Origin of the sequence: Streptomyces silaceus, from assembly GCF_001419745.1 — a bacterium.
GTDB classification, from domain to species: Bacteria; Actinomycetota; Actinomycetes; order Streptomycetales; family Streptomycetaceae; genus Streptomyces; species Streptomyces silaceus.
The window spans coordinates 1-20,282 of sequence record NZ_LIRJ01000194.1 but is presented as its reverse complement, the minus strand read 5'-3'; the positions used below and the strand labels follow the sequence as shown (position 1 = coordinate 20,282).

The following is a 20,282-nucleotide window of genomic DNA, read 5'->3' as shown; positions in this document are numbered from 1 at the left end:
TCGGACGACCCGGCGCGCACGATCACCGGCGCCACGCAGGAGCGCTGGCTCATCGACGGCTGGCGCCGCTCGCACGCCCTGTGGAACGTGGTCCCGCAGCAGGTCACCTTCTCCGAGCGCAGGCTCGACCTGAACGCGCAGGCCAAGCTCTCCATGGACGCCTGGGACGGCTACCGTGCCTCGCGGCAGCGCGTCCTCGCCGGTGCCAGGGCCGCCGGCCTGGACAACCTCATGGTCCTCACCGGTGACGTGCACGTCGGCTACGCCTTCGACATCAAGGCCGACTTCGGCGACCCGGCCTCGAAGACCGTCGGCACGGAGATCGTCGCGACGTCCATCGCGAGCGGCAAGGACGGCGCGGACAAGCCCGCGAACTGGGACACCTACACCAAGGCCAACCCCCACCTGAAGTTCTACAACGGCCGCCGCGGCTACGTGACGGTCGACCTCGGCACGGAGTCCGCCCGGGCGGACTTCAAGACGGTGACCGCGGTCACGACGCCGGGCGCCCCCATCAGGACGGCGGCCTCCTTCGTGACGGAGGCGGGGGACCCGGGCCTGAAGCCGGCGTAAGCGGGTCCGGCCCCCGCGGCGTCCGAGGAGCGGGGTCCGGGCGGAGCCCCGGGAGACGGCGCCGCGCGGGAAGGCGGTCTGTACCACCCACCCAGAGCTGGGACCATGGACGGCAAAGAGACCACTGGGAGGGGCGCGATGCCTGAGCGCGGGCAGACCACGGAAGAGCACCGGATACCGAAGGCGGCGGAGCCCAGCGGCTCCGCCGCCCTCCGCCGCACCGGCGCCCTGGTGACCCTCGTCCTCGGCGGCCTCACCGCCGTCCCCCCGCTCTCCATGGACATGTACCTGCCGGCCCTGCCGGAGGTCACCGACGCCCTCGGCGCCCCCGCCGCCACCATCCAGCTGACCCTCACCGCCTGCCTCATGGGCATGGCCCTCGGCCAGCTCGTCGTCGGACCGATGAGCGACAAGTGGGGCCGCCGCCGCCCGCTCCTCATCGGCCTGCTCGTCTACATCCTCGCCACCGCGATCTGCGCACTCGCGCCCACCGCGGAGCTGCTCATCGCCTTCCGCCTCCTGCAGGGCCTCGCGGGCGCGGCCGGCATCGTCATCGCCCGCGCGGTGGTCCGCGACCTGTACGACGGCGTCGAGATGGCGCGCTTCTTCTCCACCCTGATGCTGATCTCCGGCGTCGCCCCCGTCGTCGCGCCCCTCATCGGCGGCCAGGTGCTCCGCTTCACCGACTGGCGCGGCATCTTCGTCGTCCTGACCGGCGTCGGCATCGCCCTGACCCTCCTGGTCTGGCGGCGGCTGCCCGAGACCCTCGCCCCCGAGAAGCGGCACGGCGGCGGCACCGCCGAGGCGCTGCGCACCATGCGCTCGCTCCTCGCCGACCGCGTCTTCACCGGCTACATGGTCGCGGGCGGCTTCGCCTTCGCCGCGCTCTTCGCGTACATCTCCGCGTCGCCCTTCGTGATCCAGGAGATCTACGGCGCGTCCCCGCAGACCTTCAGCCTCCTGTTCGGCGTCAACTCGGTCGGACTGATCCTCGCCGGCCAGGTCAACGGCAAGATCCTCGTCGGCCGCGTCAGCCTCAACAAGGTGCTCGCCGTCGGCCTGGGCGTGATCACGCTCGCCGCGACCGCGCTGCTGCTCATGACGGCCGGCGTCTTCGGCGAGGTCGGCCTCTTCCCGGTCGCCGCCGGACTCTTCGTCCTGATGTCGGCGATGGGCCTCGCCATGCCCAACACCCAGTCCCTCGCCCTGATCCGCACCCCGCACGCCGCCGGTTCCGCTTCGGCGCTGCTCGGCACCTCCTCCTTCCTCATCGGCGCCGTCGCCTCACCGCTCGTCGGCATCGCGGGCGAGGACACGGCCGTCCCGATGGCCGTCGTCCAACTGGTCTGCGCGCTGGCGGCCGTCACCTGCTTCGTGGGACTGTGCCGCCCCTGGCAGCACAAGACCACGGAGGAGGCGGACCACTGAGCGCACCACGACTCCTGCGCGCCGGCACCCCGGACCGCGCGGGCCTCGACCCCGACGAGATCGGCCGCCTCGTCAGCGAGGTGCGCGAGCTGACGCATGGCCCGCGCCCCTGGTGCGCGGGCGCCGTCGTCCTGGTGGGCCGCGGCCCGGTGATCGCGGCCGAGGAGGCGGCGGGCTGGGCGGTGCGCTACGCCGCGTACGACGAGGAGAGCGACGCGGGCGTCGAGCTGCCCCGCGAATGGCGCGTGCCGATGCGCACCACCACCCCCTTCGACCTGGCCTCGCTCACCAAGCTCTTCACGACGGTCGCCGCCGTGCAGCAGCTGGAGCGCGGCACGCTCGGCATCGACGCGCTCGTGGGGGCGTACGTCCCCGAGTTCACGGCCGCCGCCGAGCACGGCATCACGGTGCGCCAGCTGCTCACGCACACCTCCGGCCTGCGCCCCGAACTGCCGCTCCACGACCTCCCGGACGCCGCCGCCCGCCTCGCCGCCCTGCGCGCCGAGGCCCCCTCCGGCGAGCCCGGCGCGTACGTCTACTCCGACCTGAACATGCTGCTGCTCCAGCACATCCTGGAGCGCCTCACCGGGCGCCCCCTGGACGCCCTGATCCGCGAGGGCATCACCCGCCCGCTCGGCATGACCGCCACCGGCTTCGGGCCGCGCCCCGACGCCGCGGCGACGGAGGACCAGCGCCGACCGTGGGCGAAGGCCGACCGGGGGATGCTGCGCGGCACGGTGCACGACGAGAACGCCTGGGCGCTCGGCGGTGTCGCCGGGCACGCGGGTCTCTTCTCCACCGCCCGCGACCTGGCGGTGTTCTGCCGCACGCTGCTGTGCGGCGGCTCGTACGGCAGGGCCCGCATCCTCGGTCCCGACTTCGTCGAGCTGATGCTGGCGGAGCCGGGCCTCGGCTTCGGCGTCGACCAGCCGTGGTTCATGGGGGAGCTGGCCGGGCGCGGCGCGGCCGGGCACACCGGCTTCACCGGCACGTCCCTGGTCATCGACCCGGCGACCGACACCTTCCTGGTGCTCCTCGCGAACACGGTGCACCCGCGGCGCAGGCCACCGGAGAACGGCCCCCGCGCGGCGGCGGCCACCCGCCTGGCCCGCGCGGCCCGGGGACGCTAGCGGCACCGCCCCGCCGGACCGCCGGGGGGACGGAGCGCCGCCCCCGTAGAATCACGGGGTGAACGCCCCGATTTCCCCGGCCTTCCCGGCCTCCCCGGCCGAGACCCTGCGCACCGCCCTCGCCGGGCTCCTGGACGGCCTCCCGCCCAAGCAGGCGACCCAGGCCGTCGACCGGCTCATCGCCAACTACCGGGGCCGCACGCCGACCGACGCCCCGATCCTGCGCGACCGCGCGGACGTCGCCGCCTACGCCGCGTACCGCATGCCCGCGACCTTCGAAGCGGTGCGGGCCGCGCTCGGCGCGCTGGCGGACGCGGCGCCCGAGGGGTGGGCGCCGGGCAGCCATGTGGACGTGGGCGGCGGGACCGGCGCGGCGACCTGGGCGGTCGCGGCGACCTGGGAGGGGCGGCGGCCGGTGACGGTCCTCGACTGGGCCGAGCCGGCGCTGGAGCTGGGCCGTGAACTGGCGGGCGCGGTGCCCCAGTTGAATGCCGTGCGCTGGCAGCGCTCTCGTATCGGATCATCGCTCGCCATCGAGAGCACCGATCTCGTCACGGTGTCGTACGTCCTCGGGGAGCTGACCGAGGCCGACCGGGGATCGGTCGTCGACGCGGCGGCCGAGGCGGCGGCACAGGCCGTCGTCGTCATCGAGCCCGGCACCCCCGACGGCTACGCGCGCGTCATGGCGGCCCGCGACCGGCTCATCGCGGCCGGCTTCCGGATCGCCGCCCCCTGCCCGCACAGCGCGGCCTGCCCCATCGTGCCCGGCACGGACTGGTGCCACTTCTCGGCGCGGGTCAGCAGGTCGTCCCTGCACCGCCAGGTCAAGGGCGGCTCCCTGGCGTACGAGGACGAGAAGTTCAGCTATGTCGCGGCGGTCCGCTTCGAGCCCGCCCCGCCGCCGTCCCGCGTGGTGCGCCGTCCGCAGATCCGCAAGGGCCAGGTCCTCCTCGACCTGTGCGGGGCCGAGGAGGAGCTGCGCCGGCAGACCGTGACCAAGCGCCACGGCTCGCTCTACCGCGCCGCCCGCGACGCGGACTGGGGCGACGCGTGGCCGCCCCGGCCCGCGGACTGACGCGGCGGACCGGGGCGGCGGACCCGGTCAGGCGCCGGCGCCCCAGCTGCCCTGGTTCACGGCGCAGTTCCAGCCGGTCCCGTGAACGGTGAAGTTCACCTTGTAGGAGCGGCTGTTCAGCAGGTGCGTGCGCACCCGGAAGCCGAGGCCGGCCTTGCCCGCCAGGCTCTTGTCGTACACGGAGACCTTCTTCGTCGTCCGGTGCGTGACCTTGCCGCCCTTGGGCGTCGCCTTGCCGAAGCGGACGTTCTTGGCGTTGGTGACGGTGAAGGTCACCTTCTTGATGCTCTTCGTGCTCTTGTTCTTGATGCCGAAGTACAGCCCGCCGTTGGTCACCCAGCCGTTCCGGTCGATCTGGAAGCGGGACGTGTAGACGATGTCGATCGGGCAGCCGGCGACGGCGCGCGGAGCGGCGGACGGCGCGGCCGCGCCGCTCGCCGCGGAAGCGGATCCGGCCAGGTCGAGCTGAGCGGCGGTGAGGGCCCCCGCGGTGGCCAGGACTGCGGCGGACGTGCGCATGCGGTTCACTGCGCTGATACCTCTTCTTCCCCCTGTGGGCCCGTGCCGGACCCAACTGTTCGGTTGTCGCCACGCGTTCGTGGGCGTGGCGTGACACAGGACGGTCTGTGTACCTGTGCGTCCGTATTGTTAGCACGCCCCAGGCCACATGGCTGAATCGGCCCGCCTCTTAAGAGGTTCTTAGGAGCCGTGACTATCCAGTCCTCATGCCCACGAAGATCACGTCTCCCGGCCATGCCCGCACACGGTCGGAGACCCGTTTCCTCGCCCTGTCCGTCGCGCTCGCCGTCACCGCGGCCGGCGCCACCACGTACGCCGTCACCGCCGGCGCCGAACCGCCGCGCGGCACCCGCGTCGAGCTGGCCGTCGACGGCGGCACCGCCGTCGTCGACACCGCCTCCCTCGCCGTGCGCGCCCGCACCCGCGACGGCCGCGACCTCGCCCTGTCCGACGCCTCCGCCACCGACCTCGGCGCGCCGGGACCGGTGACCCGCACCGGCCGCGACCGGGCCCGCTGGAGCTTCCCCGAGCGCGGCATCGACGTCACCGCCCGCACCGACCACGGCCGGCTCTCCCTGAGCCTGCGGGCGCACCGCGACACCTCCGTCGGCTGGCCCGTCACCGGCACCGACGCCACCACCTCCGCCCTCCAGCTCCCGCGCGGCGAAGGTCTGGACGTCCCCGTCCGCGACCCGTTCTGGACCACCGGCGAGGGCGCGCTCGCGGGCAGCACCGTCGACATGGGGGCCGAGCTGACGCTGCCGCTGTGGGGCCACTCCCTGGGCGGGCGCACCGGCGTCAGCTACCTCACCCCCACCGACCTCGGCACGACCCTCGCCTTCACCGCGCCCGGCGGCCGGCTGCGCACCACCGCCGAGCACGCCTTCGACGCGGGCGAGGGCACCCGCGACTACACCGTCACCTTCGCCCTGACCGACGGCAACCCGGTCGCGCCCGCCGCCGACTACCGCTCCTACCTGGCCGAACGCGGCGAACTCGGCAGCCTGAAGAAGAAGATCGCGAAGAACCCGGACACCGCGAAGCTCCTCGGCGCCTTCCACGCCTACGTGTGGGGCGACGCCCGCAGGGCCCCCGCCGTCGAACGGCTCCGCGCGCTGGGCGTCGACCGGATGTGGCTCGGCTACGACGGAAAGCCCTACCCCGGCAAGGAGATGGTGGCCGCCGCGCGACGGGCCGGGTACCTCGTCGGCCCGTACGACTCCTTCGCCAACGGCCAGGACCCGAAGAGCGCCGACGCCCCGAACGCGGTGTGGCCCGGCACCGTCTACCCCGACTTCTGCGTGCGCGACGCGAAGGGCAGGCCCGCGACCGGCTTCGGCGGCCGCGGCTGCTACCTGAGCGCACGCGCCTTCGAACAGGCCGAGCCCCGCCACCACTACCTCGCCGAGCGCACCCGCTCGATGGTCGCCAACGGCGCCGACAGCTACTTCCTCGACGTCGACGCCACCGGTGAGCTCTTCCGCGACCACGCCAGGAGCCACCCGATGACCAAGGCCGAGGACCGCGCGCTGCGGCTCGCGCGGATGCGCCGCATCGCGGCCACCGGGCAGGGCCTCGTCCTCGGCTCCGAGACCGCGCAGGCCTGGGCGAACAAGGTGCTCGCCTTCGACCACGGCGCGGGCACCCCGGCCGCGGACGGCCTGTGGAAGCTGGAGAAGGACCGCGAGAAGTGGGGCGGCTACTACCCCGAGAACGCCCCGGGCGTCTTCTTCGAGCCGGCCGAGCTGCCCGCCGGTCTCGCGAAGGCGATGTACGACCCCCGCTACCGCGCCCCCCTCTACGAGACGGCCCTGCACGGCTCCCTGGTCAACACCGAGCGCTGGGAGCTCTCGTACGAGAAGCTGCCGCGGCAGAAGACCACCCGCGCGCTGCTCGCGATGCTCTACAACACGCCGCTCAACTACGTGCTCGACGGTCCGTCGATCGAGCGGCACGGCGCCGAACTGGCGGCGCTCCAGAAGTACTTCTCGCCCCTGCACCGGGCCGCGGGCACCGAGCCCCTGACCTCGTTCCGCTTCCTGAAGCGTGATCGCACCGTCCAGCGCACGGTCTTCGGGAACGGCACGCTGACGGTCACGGCCAACTTCGGCACCACGGCCTACGAGGGGCTGCCGGGCGGCTGCGTCGACGCCCGCCTGAAGGGCGACGACGCGCCGCGCCGGCTCTGTCCGGCGAAGGCCGGTGCCGCGGACTAGCTCCGCAGCTCCTGCGTGCAGCACTTCACGCTGCCGCCGCCCTTGAGCAGCTCGCTCAGGTCCATCCCGATGGGTTCGTAGCCGCGCTCGCGCAGCGGCTCGAAGAGGCCGAGCGCGGCCTGGGGGAGCAGGACGTGGAGCCCGTCGGAGACGGCGTTGAGCCCGAAGGCGGCGGCGTCGGGCTCCTCGACGACCAGCGCGTCGGGGAAGAGCCGCTCCAGGACGGCGCGGCTGCCGGGCGAGAAGGCGGGCGGGTAGTACATGACCTCGTCCGCCGCGTCGTCCAGGACCGCGAGCGCGGTGTCCAGGTGGTAGTAGCGGGGGTCGACCAGGTCGAGGCCGATCACGGGGCGGCCGAGGAACTCCTGGGCCTCGCCGTGCGAGAGGGGGCTGGCCCGGAAGCCGCGCCCGGCCAGGACGTAGGAGGAGGTGACGGCGAAGTCGCCCTCGCCCTCGTTGATGTGGACGGGTTCGTGGATCTCGGTGAAGCCGTGGGCGCGGAACCACGCCAGGTGGGCCGCGGCCTCCTGCTCGCGCTCGCGGTAGGCGAAGCGGGCGCCGAGCACCCGTCCGTCGACGACGGTCGCGCCGTTCGCCGCGAACACCATGTCCGGCAGGCCGGGCTCGGGGGTGAGCTCCTCGACGGTGTGGCCGAGCGAGCGGTAGCGGTCGCGCAGGTCCTCCCACTGGGCGACGGCCAGCGGCACGTCGACCGGCTTGGCGGGGTCCATCCACGGGTTGATGGAGTACGTGACCTTGAAGTGTGCCGGTGAGCACATCAGATAGCGCCGGGGTGTGGCGCGCCGAGGAGAGCGAGGAAAGCGAGGAAGAGGGGGCAACGAAAGCTCCTCACGTACCGCAGGGTCAGTTGCTGCCCGTGATGGGGCAGTTGCTGTTCATAGTGCGGTGTGAGGAGCTTTCGCGCAGTGAACTGAACGGGTGGTTGCGAGCGTCACACCGCCACCCGTGCCCCGGCTCACGAACGGCCGTGCGGCTCGCGGCCCTCCTGCAGCTTGCGCAGCAGCTCGCGCTTCTGCTCCTGGGGGCTCAGTCCGCCGCCGACGCGGTCGCCGCCGCGCCCGCCGCGCAGGGTCCTGCGGGAGAGGTTGCTGCGGGTGCCGCCGACGCCCAGCATGTTTCCTGATCCGCCTCGGGCCATGGGTGTGCCTCCGCTCCATCGAGTCGGCGAGACGGTCCGTCTCGCTCCGCACTCCACTATTGGCGAGACGCCGCGTCTTGTCAAGACGGTACGTCTCGGTTCGCGCGCTGCTACATTCGACGGCATGGCCACCCAGAAGACCACCCCTGACTCCACGCGCCGCAGCGAGCGTTCGCGCCGCGCGATCTACGACGCCGCCCTCGCCCTCGTCGGCGAGGTCGGCTACGCCAAGCTGACGATCGAGGCCATCGCGGCCCGCGCCGGCGTCGGCAAGCAGACGATCTACCGCTGGTGGTCGTCCAAGGGCGCCGTCCTGCTCGACGCCTTCCTCGACCTCGGCGAGCAGGCCTCCCACGCCGCCAGCGAGAACGCCGGACGGGAGCGGGCCGAGACCGAGATCCCGAACTCCGGCGACCTGGAGGCCGACCTCAAGTACGTGATGCGGGCCACCGTCGACGAGTTCAACGACCCCAAGTACGACGCCCCCTACCGCGCGCTCGCCGCCGAGGGCCTGCTCAACCCGGAGCTGGGCGCCGAATTCGTGGAGAAGCTCCTCGAACCGCAGCTCCAGCTGTTCGTGAAGCGGGTGCGCCAGGCCCAGGAGGACGGCCAGGTCGGCCCCGAGGTCGACGCCCGCATCGCCCTCGAACTGTGGGCGGGCCCGCTCGCCCAGCGCTGGCTGATGCGCTCGGGCCCGCTCACCCACGCCTACGTCGACAAGCTCGTCGAGTACGCGCTGTACGGCATCACGCCGCGCCCCCGGCCGTCCTGACCCGCCCGGCCGGCGCCGGCCCCTTGGCCGGCTTCGGGCGCTTCACCGACGTCGACCGCTTCTCCGGCTTGATCGGCGTGCGCGACAGCAGGCCCGGCGCGTCCGTGATGACGCCGTTGCAGCCGAGCCGCAGCACCCGGTCGCGCTGCGCGGGCGTCGTCACCGTGTGCGCCCACACCCGCGGGATGCCCGAATTGACCGCGCGCACCAGATCGGCGTCACGGGCCTTGTAGTCCACGTCCAGGACGTCCACGAACGACGCCCACTGCTCGGGCCGGTCGGTGCGCATCTGCGTCTTGGAGCGCCACAGCTGCGCGAGCAGCCCCAGCCGGTGGGCGCCGCGGGAGACCTCGGGGTCGTTGGTGTTCACGAAGACCGAGCGGGTCAGGCCCCGCGCCCGGATCAGCCGGGCCAGCGCCTTGAGGCTCCGCGGGTCCTTGGCCTCCAGCATCAGCATGATCCGCCCGCCGAACCGGTCGAGCACCTCCGCGACCGTCGGCGGGCGCTCGGGCCGCCAGCTGTCGGGCAGCCCGGCGGCCGGGCGCAGCAGCACGCCGTCCCACTCGTCGCGGTCGAGGCCGAGTACCGGTCCCGACTCGTACGTGGTGCGGTCCAGCGTGTCGTCGTGCATGACCACCAGCGTGCCGTCGCGCAGCATCCGGGTGTCGAAGTCGATGACCTGGGCGGTGCCGCGCTCGAACGCGGCGACCAGGCCCGACATGCTGTTCTCCGGCACCTCCAGGGCGCCGCCGCGGTGCGCGGTGTAGACGACGCGGGGGAGCGCGTCCACGGTCAGGGGGCCGCCGCCCCACTCGATCGGGGCGAGGAAGCCGTTCGGTGCCGTGAGGGCCAGCGCCGTGACGCCTGTCAGCACAGTCCTGATGACCATGGCGACCACGGTAGGGGTGGAAATCCCGTCTTCGTACGCAATGACGCGCTATGTCGTCCAGCGGCTGTCATCACCCCAGCTACCCCGGATGTGGGCTCCGGCCCCCCGGGGCGCAGGATGGTGGGACCATGGGTCATGCTTTCGGCACAACGGCGAGGTGAGGGGCTAGATGGGCGCGGAGTACGGTAGCCGGTCCGGCGTACAGGGCAGGATTTCCCAGTGGCTTCGCCGCCGACCCAAGGACACGGCGGGCGAGGACGGGGCCCGCGAGGGCCTGCTGCTCGCCGCCGCGGCGGCCGGTCTGCCGCTCGCCCCGGCCGCGTATCCGTCGGGGTACCGATGTTCCTGCGACCGCATCGGCTGCCCCACCCCCGCCCGGCACCCCGTCTCCTTCGCCTGGCAGACGCAGTCCACGACCGACCGCTCCCAGATCGAGCGCTGGGCCCGCCATCAGCCGCAGGCCAACTTCATCACCGCCACCGGCATGGTCCACGACGTCCTCGACGTCCCCCTGGAGGCCGGGCTCGACGCCCTGGAGCGGCTCCTCGCCGCCGGCATCGAGGTCGGGCCCGTCGCCGAGTCCGGCGGCAGCAACGGCCAGGGCCGACTGCTCTTCTACACCGCCACCCGCGGCACCCCCGAGGACGAGGACGAGTGGTGGCCCTGCGAGCTGGACTGCCACCCCGAGACGATGGACGAGCACCCCGGGCTGCGCTGGCACTGCCGCGGCTCCTACGTCCTGGTGCCGCCCGCCCGGCTCCCCGGTGACCTCCAGGTGCGCTGGGTGCGCGGGCCCGAGCATCCGCTGCCGGACCCGCTGACGCTCCTGGAGACCCTCACGGACGCCTGCGCGCGCGTCGCGGGCGAGCCCCAACAGGACGCCGCCGCCTGGCCGTTGAGGGGCTGAGCCCGTTCCGCGCGGCGTCCGGGAGGGCTACTCGCCCTTGGCGCCCGTCAGGCCCTGGATGCGGCCCAGGAACGCCACCTTGCCGCCGTTCTTCCCCTTCGGGTCGACGACCACCTGGTTGGAGACCCGGTCCAGCGTCAGGGACTGCTTGACCTCGCCCTTGAGCAGGGCCTTCGCGTCCGGCTCGACCTTCGGGCTCAGGCCCTTGGAGGCGGTCTGGCGCTCGTAGTGGCGCGTGGAGAAGAACACCAGCGCGTCGCCGTCCACCGTGCGCAGCGCCAGCGGCGCGAACGAGCCGCCGTTCTCCGGCTCGTCGATGTACTGCACGGCCAGGCCCGCCCGCTCGGAGTTCCGCTCGCGGAAGGCCTTCCAGCCGGTCGTGTGGCCGCCCGGCGCGAAGAGGTCGCCGCCCGACTTCAGGAACGACGTGTACTCCTTGCCGAGATCGGCGGGGGCCGCGGCGAGGTTCTTCGTGTGCGCGTCCACCGGCACGGCCCAGCCGTCCGCGTCCTTCTTCAGCTCCGGCATCTTGTCCGGCGACACCAGGTTCAGATAGGTGGCCCGCCACTGCTCGTCGGGGCCGCCCTTGGTGAAGACCCACAGCCAGCGCAGGTCCGCGCGGCGGTTGGCCTTGGTGTCGGCCACGAACCAGCGCGGCCAGCCGGCCTTCTTCGGGATCGCGTACGTGACGTCCGACAGCTCCAGCGGCACGTGCGAGGGGTTGCCGTCGGGGTGCTGCACGCGCCGGGACTTCAGGCCGCCCTGGTTGATGGCGCCCAGGGGGCCGGTGATGCGGGCCGCGTCCAGCGCCGGATCGTAGGCCTTGTCGGCCTTGTTGTACGCGGTGAGGAACTCCTTGAGGGCCTTCTGCGCCTCGGACTTGGTGGCCGAGGGGACGACCTCGCGTTCGCCGTGCACGGTGACGCATCCGCTCGCCGTCAGCGCCAGAGCGGTCACCGCCGCCGACGCCATCACCGGACGGCCCAGCACGCGAACCCTGCGAACCTTGCTCATCGGATGTCTTCACCTACCCCTTCCCGGGCCCGAACCTTATCGGGCCCGGGAAGCGGTGCGGCCAGGCGGTCGGAACTCAGGGGGTCTGCAGGTTCCCGGCGTAGACCCAGGCGCGGTAGCTGGTGGCGTTGGGGTCGCCGTAGTACCACCTGTTGCCGCTGCTGTTGGTGGTGTAGCAGCGGACGTAGAAGCCCTCGAAGCTGGAGAGGAACTTCTTCTTCGTGTACGTCGAGCCCGGCCCGGTCCACGTCTGGGCGCCGAACGAGCCGGCCATCATCTGCTTGTTCTTGATGTTCACCTTGCAGGCCGAGCCGTCGACGGCGGCCGCGCCGGTGGCCGTCATGAGCGTGCCGCCGAGCGCCAGCGCCGTGGCCGCGGTCACCGTGGCCAGAGTCTTCCCGAGACGGGAATTACGCATGGATATGTCCCCCATGGCTAGTTGATGCATTGACGAACGGCGATCATAGGCACGGGAGTTCGGCTCGCGACCGGCCGGGTCAGCCCTGTTCCGGAACCGTTGCCTTGTCCGCGGACGGTGCCGTGCGGCGGGCCGTCCGGGCCGGGGCGAAGAAGAAGAGCAGGGTCGGGACCAGGTACAGGAGCCAGACCGCGACCTGGACCACCGTCGGGTCGGGCTGGAAGTTGAAGATGCCCTTCAGGAGGGTGCCGTACCAGCTGTCCGGCGGGATCGTCGCGCTGATGTCGAACGCCTTGTCCCGCAGCCCGCCGATGAACTCCGCCTCCTGGAGGTCGTGCACGCCGTACGCGAGCACGCCCGCCGCCACGACGACCAGCATCGCGCCGGTCCACGTGAAGAACTTCGCGAGGTTGATGCGGATCGCGCCCCGGTAGAACAGCCAGCCCAGCGCGACCGCCGTGAGCAGCCCGAGGACCACGCCGAGCAGCGGCCCGTGCGAGCCGTCGTTGGAGGCCCGCACCGACGCCCACACGAACAGCGCCGTCTCCAGGCCCTCCCGGCCCACGGCGAGGAACGCCGTCGCCACCAGCGCGGCCGTGCCCATCTGCAGCGCCGCGTCCAGCTTGCCGTGCAGCTCGGCCTTCAGATGCCGCGCCGTGCGCCGCATCCAGAAGACCATCCACGTGACCAGGCCGACCGCGACGATCGACAGCGAACCGCCGAGCGCCTCCTGCGCCTCGAACGTCAGCTCCTGCGAGCCGAAGGTCAGCGCGCACCCGAAGCCGAGCGCCAGCGCGACCGCGACGCCGATGCCGATCCACACCGGTGCCAGCGCGTCACGCCGCTCCGTCTTCACCAGATAGGCGATGAGGATGCAGACGACCAGGCTGGCCTCCAGGCCCTCGCGCAGCCCGATCAGATAGTTGCCGAACACGGCTCACGCCCCCTCGGAGAACAGGCCCTTGCCCCACCAGTCGCCCTTGGAGCGGACGCCCGGCGGGACCGCGAAGACCGCGGAACCCACGTGCTGGATGTACTCGTTGAGCGCGTCGGAACGCGCCAGATTGCGCTGCACCGGGATGAAGCCCTTGCGGACGTCCCGCTGGTACGCGAGGAAGAACAGGCCCGCGTCGAGCCGGCCGAGCCCGTCGGTGCCGTCCGTGAAGGAGTAGCCGCGGCGCAGGATCGTCGCGCCGTCGTTGGCCGAGGGATGCGCGACGCGCACGTGCGCGCTCGGCTTCATCGCCTTCAGGAACGGCTCGTCGTGCTCCTTGGCCTTGCCGACCGGCGCGCCCTCGCCCTTGTCACGGCCGAAGATGTCCTCCTGCTCGCCGAGCGGAGTGCGGTCCCACGTCTCGATGTTCATGCGGATGCGGCGCGCCACGAGATAGGAGCCGCCCGTCATCCAGGCCGGCCCGTCCTGCTCGCCGACCCACACGTGCTCGGCGAGCGCCGCCGGGTCGTCCCCGGAGACGTTGCGCGTGCCGTCCTTGAAGCCGAAGAGGTTACGGGGGGTCTGCGCGCCCGGCGTCGTCGACGACGTCTTGCCGAAGCCCAGCTGCGACCAGCGCACCGCGACCTTGCCGAAGCCGATGCGGGCGAGATTGCGGATGGCGTGCACGGCGACCTGCGGGTCGTCCGCGCAGGCCTGGACGCACAGGTCGCCGCCGCTGCGGGACCTGTCGAGGTTGTCGCCGGGGAACTTCGGCAGGTCGACCAGCGCCTCGGGCCGCTTGTCCTTGAGCCCGAACTTCTCGAACAGGGAAGGGCCGAAGCCGATCGTCAGCGTGAGCCGCGACGGCTTGAGGCCCAGCGCCTCGCCCGTGTCGTCCGGCGGCGCCTCGGCCAGCCCGCCGTAGGCGCCCTCGCCGACCGCGTGCCCCGACGTCATCCGCGCCGCGGCCGCCGTCCACTCCTTCAGGAGCGCGACGAACTCCTCGCGGTCGTCCGTCTTCACGTCGAACGCCGCGAAGTGCAGCCGGTCCTGGACAGCGGTCGCGATGCCGGCCTGGTGCGCGCCGTGGAAGGCGACCGCGGACCCGGCCTCGGCGACCGGCGCCGCCTCGTCACCGGAACCGGCCATCGCCACCGCGCCGCCCGCCGCTGCCGCGCCGAGCGCGAGCCCGGCACCGCCCCAGCCGAGCAGCGTACGCCGCGACGGCGTACGGGAGTTCTCCTCGGACATCCGTCCCCCTCTACTTGGCCTTGACGATCGCCGCGGCCAGCTTCGACAGCGGCTCGGCCAGCGCGTTGACGCCGTCCTGCAGCTCCTTGACGTCCGCCTTGCCGAGCTTGTCGTACGACGTGAACGCGTAGGAGTCGGCGCCGCCCTCGCGGTGCTTGTCCAGGAGCCTGCCGAGGGCCGCGAACTGCTTGTCGAGCTCCTTGGCGAGCTTCGGGTCGTTCTCGGCGGCCACGGGCTTCAGCAGCTCGTACGCCTTCTGGGCGCCCTCGACGTTGGCCTTGAAGTCGACCAGGTCGGTGTGCGAGTAGCGCTCCTCCTCACCGGTGACCTTGCCGGTGGCGACCTCGTCGAGCAGCTCCTTGGCGCCGTTGGCCATGGAGGTCGGGGTGATCTCGGCCTTGCCGACCCGCTTGCGCCAGTCCGCGAGGTCCTTGTCGAGGAGGGTGGCCAGCTCCTTCTCGCGCTTGCCGATCTTCTTGTCCTTCCACAGCGCCCGCTCCAGGCGGTGCCAGCCCGTCCAGTCCTTCTCGACGTCCTGGCCCTCCTCCAGGCCGTCCTCGCGGACGTCGACCTTCGGGTCGATGTCGCCGAAGGACTCGGCGACGGGCTCGGTGCGCTCCCAGCCGATGCGGGAGGTGGCGTACGCCTTCTTCGCCGCCGCCAGGTCGCCCTTGCGCACGGCGTCGGTGAAGGCCTTCGTCTTCGGCAGCGTCTCGTCGGCCTGCGCCTGCGCGTAGGCGCGGTACTCGGCGACGGCCTCGTCCAGGCGCGGGTCGCGCTTCGCGGTCTTGCCGCCGCCGGTGACGGTGACCTTCTGCCGGATGCCGTCGCCCTTCATGCCGGGCTTGCAGGCGATGTCGTAGGTGCCCGCCTTCACCTCGGCGGTCAGCTTCTGCTTGGTGCCGGGGCCGATGTTCTCGCGCTCGCTGACGATGCGGTCGTCGGGGAAGAGGATGTAGACCTCGGTGACCTTGGAGCCCTTGTTCTCGATGGCCAGCTCGACGTGACCGGCGGGCAGCTCCTTCTTGGAGACCTCGCACGAGTCGTCGGTCGCGGTGACGCTGACGCTGCGCGCGCCGCCGCCCTTGGCGTCGCTCTTCTCCGTGCAGCCGGTGACGGCGGTCAGTGCCGCGGCGGTGGCGATGGCGGTGACGACGGACAGGCGGACAGGCCGCACGGGGCGCACGAGTCGCATAGAGGGCTCCAAGAAACGGTTCACGGACGGGCGCCGACCCCACCGCAAGCCGGTGAGGCGGACCTAACTTAACCGAGCCTTACCTCGGTGATACCCGTCCGATCCGTGATTCAGCTCTCAAGCTTCACGTGCGCTCACAGCCCGATCACGGGTGGCTGATGGACCCCCCATGACCAGGCAAAGCAACGGTCAAGCGGAGGCGTCCGCGGCCGCGGGACCGCGCAGCGGGGCGACCACGGGAGCGCCGGTGCGCGGATGAGGGAAGACCTCGACCGGCTGCCGGTACACCTCCGACAGCAGCCCCTCCTCGAACACCTCGCCGGGCGCGCCCTCCGCCGCGACGGCCCCGTCGCGCAGCACCGCCACCCGGTCCGCGTACGCCGCCGCGAGCCCCAGGTCGTGCAGCACCACCACGACCGCGTCACCGGCCGCCGCCCGCGCCCGGCAGATCCGCAGGACCAGCTCCTGATGGCGCAGGTCAAGCGCGGCCGTCGGCTCGTCGAGCAGCAGCAGCGGGGCCCGCTGCGCCAGCACCCGGGCCAGCGCGACCCGGGCCCGCTCGCCGCCGCTGAGCGCGGAGAACGGCCGCGCGGCGAACGCGCCCACCTCGGTGGCCGCCATCGCCTCCCGCACGATCCGGTCGTCGTCGTCCGCGAGACGCGTCCCGGCCCACGGCGCGCGGCCCATCCGTACGACGTCCTCGACCGCGAAGGGGAAGGAGAGCGCGGCGGACTGGGGAAGGACGGCCCTGCGCAGGGCCAGTTCGGGCGCCGGCCAGCCGGACGCGGGACGGCCGCAGACGCGTACCGCACCCTCGTCGGGCGCCAGGTCGGCGGCGAGCGCGGCCAGCAGCGTCGACTTCCCCGCGCCGTTCGGGCCGACCAGGGCGAGCACCTCGCCCGCGCGGGCGGCCAGCGACACCCCGGCCAGGACGTCCCGCCCGCCGAGCCGCACCCGCAGGTCCTCGGCCTCGGCCAGCACCTCCCCGGCCCGCGCCGGTCCCGGCAGCGCCCGCTCGCGCCCCGCGAACAGCCGCCCGCTCCACCGCCCGGTCACGCCCAGCCTCCTTGCCTGCGACGGGTCCTGCGCAACAGCCAGAAGAAGAACGGGCTGCCGAAGAGCGCGGTGAGCACGCCCAGCGGCAGCTCGGCGGGCGCCGCCACCGTCCGCGCGGCCAGATCGGCCGCGACCAGGACGAGGGCGCCGCCGAGCGCGCTGCCGGGCACGAGGAAGCGGTGCCCGGGACCCGCGGCCATCCGCAGCAGATGCGGCACGAGCAGCCCGACGAAGGTGATGATCCCCGCGACGGCCACGGCGGCCGCGGTCAGCAGCGCCACCACGAGCACCAGCACGAGGCGCAGCCGCTCCACGTCCACGCCCAGGTGCCGGGCGGGCCGCTCGCCGAGCGCGAGCAGGTCCAGCTTGCGGGCGTAGAACGGCGCCACGGCGAGCCCGAGCAGCGCGCACGGCAGCACGGCGAGCACCTTCGGCCAGGTCGCCTGCGCGAGCGAACCCAGCTGCCAGAAGGTGATCTGGCTGATCTGCGCGTTGTCCGCGAAGAAGATGCACAGGCCGATCAGCGCCCCCGCGAAGGCGTTCACGGCGATCCCGGTGAGGATCAGCGTGACGACCTCGGTGCGGCCGCCGCTGCGCGACATCACGTACACGAGCAGCACGGTCGCGAGCCCGGCGACGAACGCGCATACCGTCACCGTCCAGTTCCCGAGGAAGCTCAGGCCGAGCGCGATGGAGGCGACGGCGCCGACCGCCGCGCCGGAGGAGATCCCGATGACGCCCGGCTCGGCGAGCGGATTGCCGAACACGCCCTGCATCAGCGCGCCCGCGCAGCCCAGCGAGGCGCCGACGAGCAGCGCGAGGACGACGCGCGGCAGCCGCACGTTCCACAGCACGCTCTCGCCGACCCGGTCGAGGGCGGCCCCGCCGAGCCCCACGCGGTGCTGGAGGGAGGAGAGGACGTCGCCGAGCGGGATGTCGTAGGCGCCGATGCCGGCGGACAGGAGACAGAGCAGGACGAGGGCGGCCACCAGGGCCGCGGTCAGCGGGAGCGCGGCGCCGCGGCGGTGGCGGGGGGAGGGGTCGGTCTTCGTGCCCGTGTCCGCGGTCGCGGTGTCGGCCGTGGTCGTGGCCTTCGTCGGCACGCTCACTCGGTGTCCCCGTAGAGCTGAGCCACCAGCGACTTCAGGACCTGGTCGGTGCGCGGGCCGTAGTTGAGGAGTACGCCGTCGTCGACGGAGACGATGCGGCGGTCCAGGCCGGCCGGGGTCTCGGCGACGCCCGGCACCTTCAGCAGGCCGTCGACGCCGTCCACGGACTCCAGGCCCTTCGTCATCACGAGGATCGCGTCGGGCGCGGCCTTGGCGAGTGCCTCGCTGGTGATCGCGGTGAAGTCCTCCCGCAGGCCGGACGCCTTGCCCGCGTCCACCGCGCCCGCCGCCTCCAGGAGCGAACTCGCCCCGGACTCCCGGCCGCCGAGCAGATAGACGGAGGCCGAGCCGCGCAGATAGAGGAAGGCGACCCGCGGCTTCTTCGTGCGGGCGGACGCCGGGACCGTCCCGCGCACCGCGTCGATCCGCTCCTCGGTACGCCGCGTCAGTTCGGCGCCCGCCTTCTCGACGCCCAGCGCCTTCGCGACCGCCTCGATGCGCGGGCCGACGTCGTCGAGACCCCTGGCCGGGTCGAGGACGACGAGGGGGATGCCCGCGTCGCGGATCTGGTCGATGGCCTCGGCGGGCCCGGTCGTGGTGTCCGCGAGGACGACGGTGGGCCTCAGCGACAGCACGCTCTCCGCCGAGACGTCGTGCGCCCGCGTCACCACCGGCAGCTTCCTCGCCTGGTCGAAGGTGGCGGTGATGTCGCGCGCCACGACGTTCTTCCCGAGGCCCAGAGTGAAGACGATCTCGTTCAGGCTGCCGGTGAGCGGCACGATGCGGCGGGTGTCCTTGACGGTCACCTCGTGGCCGTCGGCCGAGGTGACCGTGGCGGGGAGCGCGGGCTTCGCGGCCGTCGTGAGCGGCTCGACCCGGTCGGGCGCGTGGGCCGCCGCCCGCGTACCGCCCTTCGGCGAGCCCGGTCCGCCGTCGTCGTCGGAGGTCGCGCATCCGGTGAGACCGAGGGCGAGTACGGCGGCCCACGCGCCGGCGATACGGAGTGAGCGCGGCATACGCACCGAAGTCCACCGTCCTGTCGTGCGGTTGAGGTCGGACGCCTCCGACGTCCGGGCCCCGGGAGTCCGGGATCCGGTCGGCGGGGTTCCAGTCCGGAGTGATCGTAGTTTAGGTTAGCCTTACCTTATTCGCTAGCTCTGGAGGGGTCCCGTCATGCCCTCGTCGAGACAGGCGTGCGCTCTCGCACGCGCCGGATCCGTGGCCGTGCTGACCGCACTCGTCGGAGCGCTGCTCCCGACGGCCGCCGCCCACGCCGAGAGCCGCACGGTTCAGGGCGGACGGCTCGACTGGGGCATCAAGTCCTCCTTCCAGAGCTACGTCACCGGGCCCATCGCGCAAGGCGGTTCGACGTTGCGGGGCGGGGCCGCCACGGTCGGCGGCAGCCAGTTCCGCTTCCACTCGGCGAAGGGTTCGTACGACCCGGACAGCGGGGCGTTCCACGCGGGCTTCTCGGGCGGTGTGCGCTTCACCGGGCACAAGAAGGGCGGCGGCTACGAGCTCGACCTCACGATCAGCCGCCCCACGGTCGAGATCTCCGGCGGCTCCGGCACCCTCTACGCCGACATGGTCAGCAAGGAGAAGGGCACCGGCGAGGTCACCTCGACCGCCCAGGTGCCGCTCGCCTCGCTCAACATCTCCGGGATCGACATGAAGGGCGGATCGGGCCCGATCGCCCTCGACAACCTTCCCGCGACGCTCACTTCGCAGGGCGCCAAGGCCTTCGCCGGGTACTACACGGCGGGCACCGCGCTCGACCCCGTCAGCCTGTCGACGGACCTCGTCGCGAAGTCCGCGGCGAAGCCGTCGAAGGAACCGGCCGACGGCAAGGACGCCAAGGACGCCGGGGCGAAGAAGTCCGGCGACGGCAAGAAGGCGAAGGCCGGCCGCATCGAGGACGCCGCCGTCGACTGGGGCGTGCGCCGCACCTTCCGCGAGTACGTCACCGGACCGATCGCCAAGGGCGAGTGGAAGCTGTCCGCCGGCGCCCGCGACGGGGGCGCGCTCTTCCGCTTCCCCGAGGGCAAGGGGACGTACGACGAGAAGAAGCGGACCCTCGACGCGGACTTCGCCGGAGCCGTCCGCTTCACCGGCGCGCACGGCCTCGACCTGACGCTCAGCGAGGTCGCCGTCGAGGTCGAGGACGGCAAGGGCACGCTCTCGGCGGACGTCGACAGCAAGGGCGACCGCGGCGTCGCCCTGAAGAACGCCCCGCTGATCACCTTCGCCGCCGGTGAGTTGAAGCCGAAGGACGGCCTCGTCGCCCTCACCGAGGTGCCGTCGAAGCTCACCGCCGACGGCGCCAAGGCGTTCGGCGGCATGTACAAGGCCGGCTCCGCCATGGACCCGCTCTCGCTCGCCGTGGTCCTCGACGCCGACGCGGAGCTGCCCGCGCTGCCGGACCTCGGCTCGTCCGCCAGGACCGCCCAGCGGCCGGAGAAGTCCGAGGAGCCGGGGACCGAGAACGCCGCGCGGTCCTCCGACTCCTCCTCGAACACCGTCCCGATCGCGGTGGGCGCGGGCGTCGCCGTGCTGCTCGCGGCGGCGGTCGCCTTCGGACTCGTACGCAAGAGGCGCACGGCGCGGGAGACCTCCGGCCCGGCCGGCACCTCCGGGGCC

Annotated in this window: 20 protein-coding genes; 8 read left to right on the top strand and 12 right to left on the bottom strand. The window is 72.8% G+C overall.

Annotated features, from left to right (window positions below; translation table 11 throughout):
* The 4 genes from AOK22_RS19430 to AOK22_RS19415 form a co-directional block, all read left to right on the top strand.
* The coding region (locus AOK22_RS19430) for an alkaline phosphatase D family protein (protein WP_208606416.1) at positions 1 to 573 on the top strand (573 nt) is incomplete at its 5' end.
* Positions 574 to 711: 138 nt separating this feature from the next.
* Entirely contained in the window at positions 712 to 2,001 is a 1,290-nt protein-coding gene (locus AOK22_RS19425; RefSeq protein WP_055699953.1) for a Bcr/CflA family multidrug efflux MFS transporter, read from the top strand.
* Positions 1,956 to 3,131 carry a serine hydrolase domain-containing protein gene (locus AOK22_RS19420; RefSeq protein WP_079036677.1) on the top strand — a complete coding sequence of 392 codons (1,176 nt, stop codon included), beginning with the start codon at positions 1,956 to 1,958 and terminating at the stop codon, positions 3,129 to 3,131. Before AOK22_RS19425 ends, AOK22_RS19420 begins: the two co-directional genes overlap by 46 nt.
* A gap of 58 nt (positions 3,132 to 3,189) precedes the next feature.
* Complete coding sequence (locus AOK22_RS19415; RefSeq protein WP_079036676.1) at positions 3,190 to 4,206, top strand: small ribosomal subunit Rsm22 family protein; 1,017 nt, start codon at positions 3,190 to 3,192, stop codon at positions 4,204 to 4,206.
* A gap of 27 nt (positions 4,207 to 4,233) precedes the next feature.
* On the opposite strand, the gene AOK22_RS19410 is transcribed toward AOK22_RS19415, so the two are convergent.
* Positions 4,234 to 4,725: a hypothetical protein gene (locus AOK22_RS19410; protein WP_244164883.1), complete on the bottom strand. Its 492-nt coding sequence runs from the start codon at positions 4,723 to 4,725 to the stop codon at positions 4,234 to 4,236.
* A gap of 206 nt (positions 4,726 to 4,931) precedes the next feature.
* Here AOK22_RS19410 and AOK22_RS19405 point away from each other — a divergent pair, with 206 nt between their 5' ends.
* Positions 4,932 to 6,941, top strand: coding sequence for a glycoside hydrolase (locus tag AOK22_RS19405; protein ID WP_055699950.1), 2,010 nt, complete (start codon positions 4,932 to 4,934; stop codon positions 6,939 to 6,941).
* On the opposite strand, the gene ddaH is transcribed toward AOK22_RS19405, so the two are convergent.
* Entirely contained in the window at positions 6,938 to 7,780 is an 843-nt protein-coding gene (gene ddaH, locus AOK22_RS19400; protein ID WP_341845586.1) for a dimethylargininase, read from the bottom strand. The two genes, AOK22_RS19405 and ddaH, sit on opposite strands and share 4 nt — an antisense overlap.
* Positions 7,781 to 7,917: 137 nt before the next feature.
* Entirely contained in the window at positions 7,918 to 8,100 is a 183-nt protein-coding gene (locus tag AOK22_RS41495) for a DUF6243 family protein (protein ID WP_141753802.1), read from the bottom strand.
* 124 nt (positions 8,101 to 8,224) lie between these two features.
* Between AOK22_RS41495 and AOK22_RS19395 the strand changes: the two genes are divergently transcribed.
* Entirely contained in the window at positions 8,225 to 8,872 is a 648-nt protein-coding gene (locus tag AOK22_RS19395; protein WP_055699948.1) for a TetR/AcrR family transcriptional regulator, read from the top strand.
* Here AOK22_RS19395 and AOK22_RS19390 read toward each other — a convergent pair.
* Positions 8,847 to 9,761, bottom strand: a complete 915-nt coding sequence (locus tag AOK22_RS19390) for a glycerophosphodiester phosphodiesterase (RefSeq protein WP_079036675.1) — start codon at positions 9,759 to 9,761, stop codon at positions 8,847 to 8,849. The two genes, AOK22_RS19395 and AOK22_RS19390, sit on opposite strands and share 26 nt — an antisense overlap.
* Before the next feature lie 169 nt (positions 9,762 to 9,930).
* On the opposite strand from AOK22_RS19390, the gene AOK22_RS19385 reads away from it, so the two are divergent.
* Positions 9,931 to 10,668, top strand: coding sequence for a bifunctional DNA primase/polymerase (locus AOK22_RS19385; protein WP_055699946.1), 738 nt, complete (start codon positions 9,931 to 9,933; stop codon positions 10,666 to 10,668).
* A gap of 27 nt (positions 10,669 to 10,695) precedes the next feature.
* On the opposite strand, the gene AOK22_RS19380 is transcribed toward AOK22_RS19385, so the two are convergent.
* From AOK22_RS19380 to AOK22_RS19345, 8 genes are all read right to left on the bottom strand, one after another.
* On the bottom strand, positions 10,696 to 11,682 hold the full coding sequence (locus AOK22_RS19380) for an SCO2278 family lipoprotein (protein ID WP_055699945.1): 987 nt from the start codon (positions 11,680 to 11,682) through the stop codon (positions 10,696 to 10,698).
* Between the two features lie 76 nt (positions 11,683 to 11,758).
* Positions 11,759 to 12,100 (bottom strand): hypothetical protein, encoded by a 342-nt coding sequence (locus AOK22_RS19375; protein WP_141753803.1) that lies wholly within the window; start codon positions 12,098 to 12,100, stop codon positions 11,759 to 11,761.
* 79 nt (positions 12,101 to 12,179) lie between these two features.
* Positions 12,180 to 13,034 carry an iron uptake transporter permease EfeU gene (gene efeU, locus AOK22_RS19370; RefSeq protein ID WP_055699943.1) on the bottom strand — a complete coding sequence of 285 codons (855 nt, stop codon included), beginning with the start codon at positions 13,032 to 13,034 and terminating at the stop codon, positions 12,180 to 12,182.
* Positions 13,035 to 13,037: 3 nt separating this feature from the next.
* Complete coding sequence (gene efeB, locus AOK22_RS19365) at positions 13,038 to 14,285, bottom strand: iron uptake transporter deferrochelatase/peroxidase subunit (protein WP_055699942.1); 1,248 nt, start codon at positions 14,283 to 14,285, stop codon at positions 13,038 to 13,040.
* Positions 14,286 to 14,295: 10 nt separating this feature from the next.
* A complete protein-coding gene (efeO, locus tag AOK22_RS19360) occupies positions 14,296 to 15,462 on the bottom strand; it encodes an iron uptake system protein EfeO (protein WP_055699955.1) in 1,167 nt (388 codons plus the stop codon).
* 207 nt (positions 15,463 to 15,669) lie between these two features.
* Entirely contained in the window at positions 15,670 to 16,536 is an 867-nt protein-coding gene (locus tag AOK22_RS19355) for a heme ABC transporter ATP-binding protein (RefSeq protein WP_055699941.1), read from the bottom strand.
* A complete protein-coding gene (locus tag AOK22_RS19350) occupies positions 16,533 to 17,645 on the bottom strand; it encodes a FecCD family ABC transporter permease (RefSeq protein ID WP_079036674.1) in 1,113 nt (370 codons plus the stop codon). Before AOK22_RS19350 ends, AOK22_RS19355 begins: the two co-directional genes overlap by 4 nt.
* Entirely contained in the window at positions 17,642 to 18,661 is a 1,020-nt protein-coding gene (locus AOK22_RS19345; protein WP_055699939.1) for a heme/hemin ABC transporter substrate-binding protein, read from the bottom strand. Before AOK22_RS19345 ends, AOK22_RS19350 begins: the two co-directional genes overlap by 4 nt.
* 157 nt (positions 18,662 to 18,818) lie before the next feature.
* On the opposite strand from AOK22_RS19345, the gene AOK22_RS19340 reads away from it, so the two are divergent.
* Positions 18,819 to 20,282 (top strand): HtaA domain-containing protein (locus AOK22_RS19340; protein ID WP_055699954.1); only part of this gene is annotated, 1,464 nt, incomplete at its 3' end.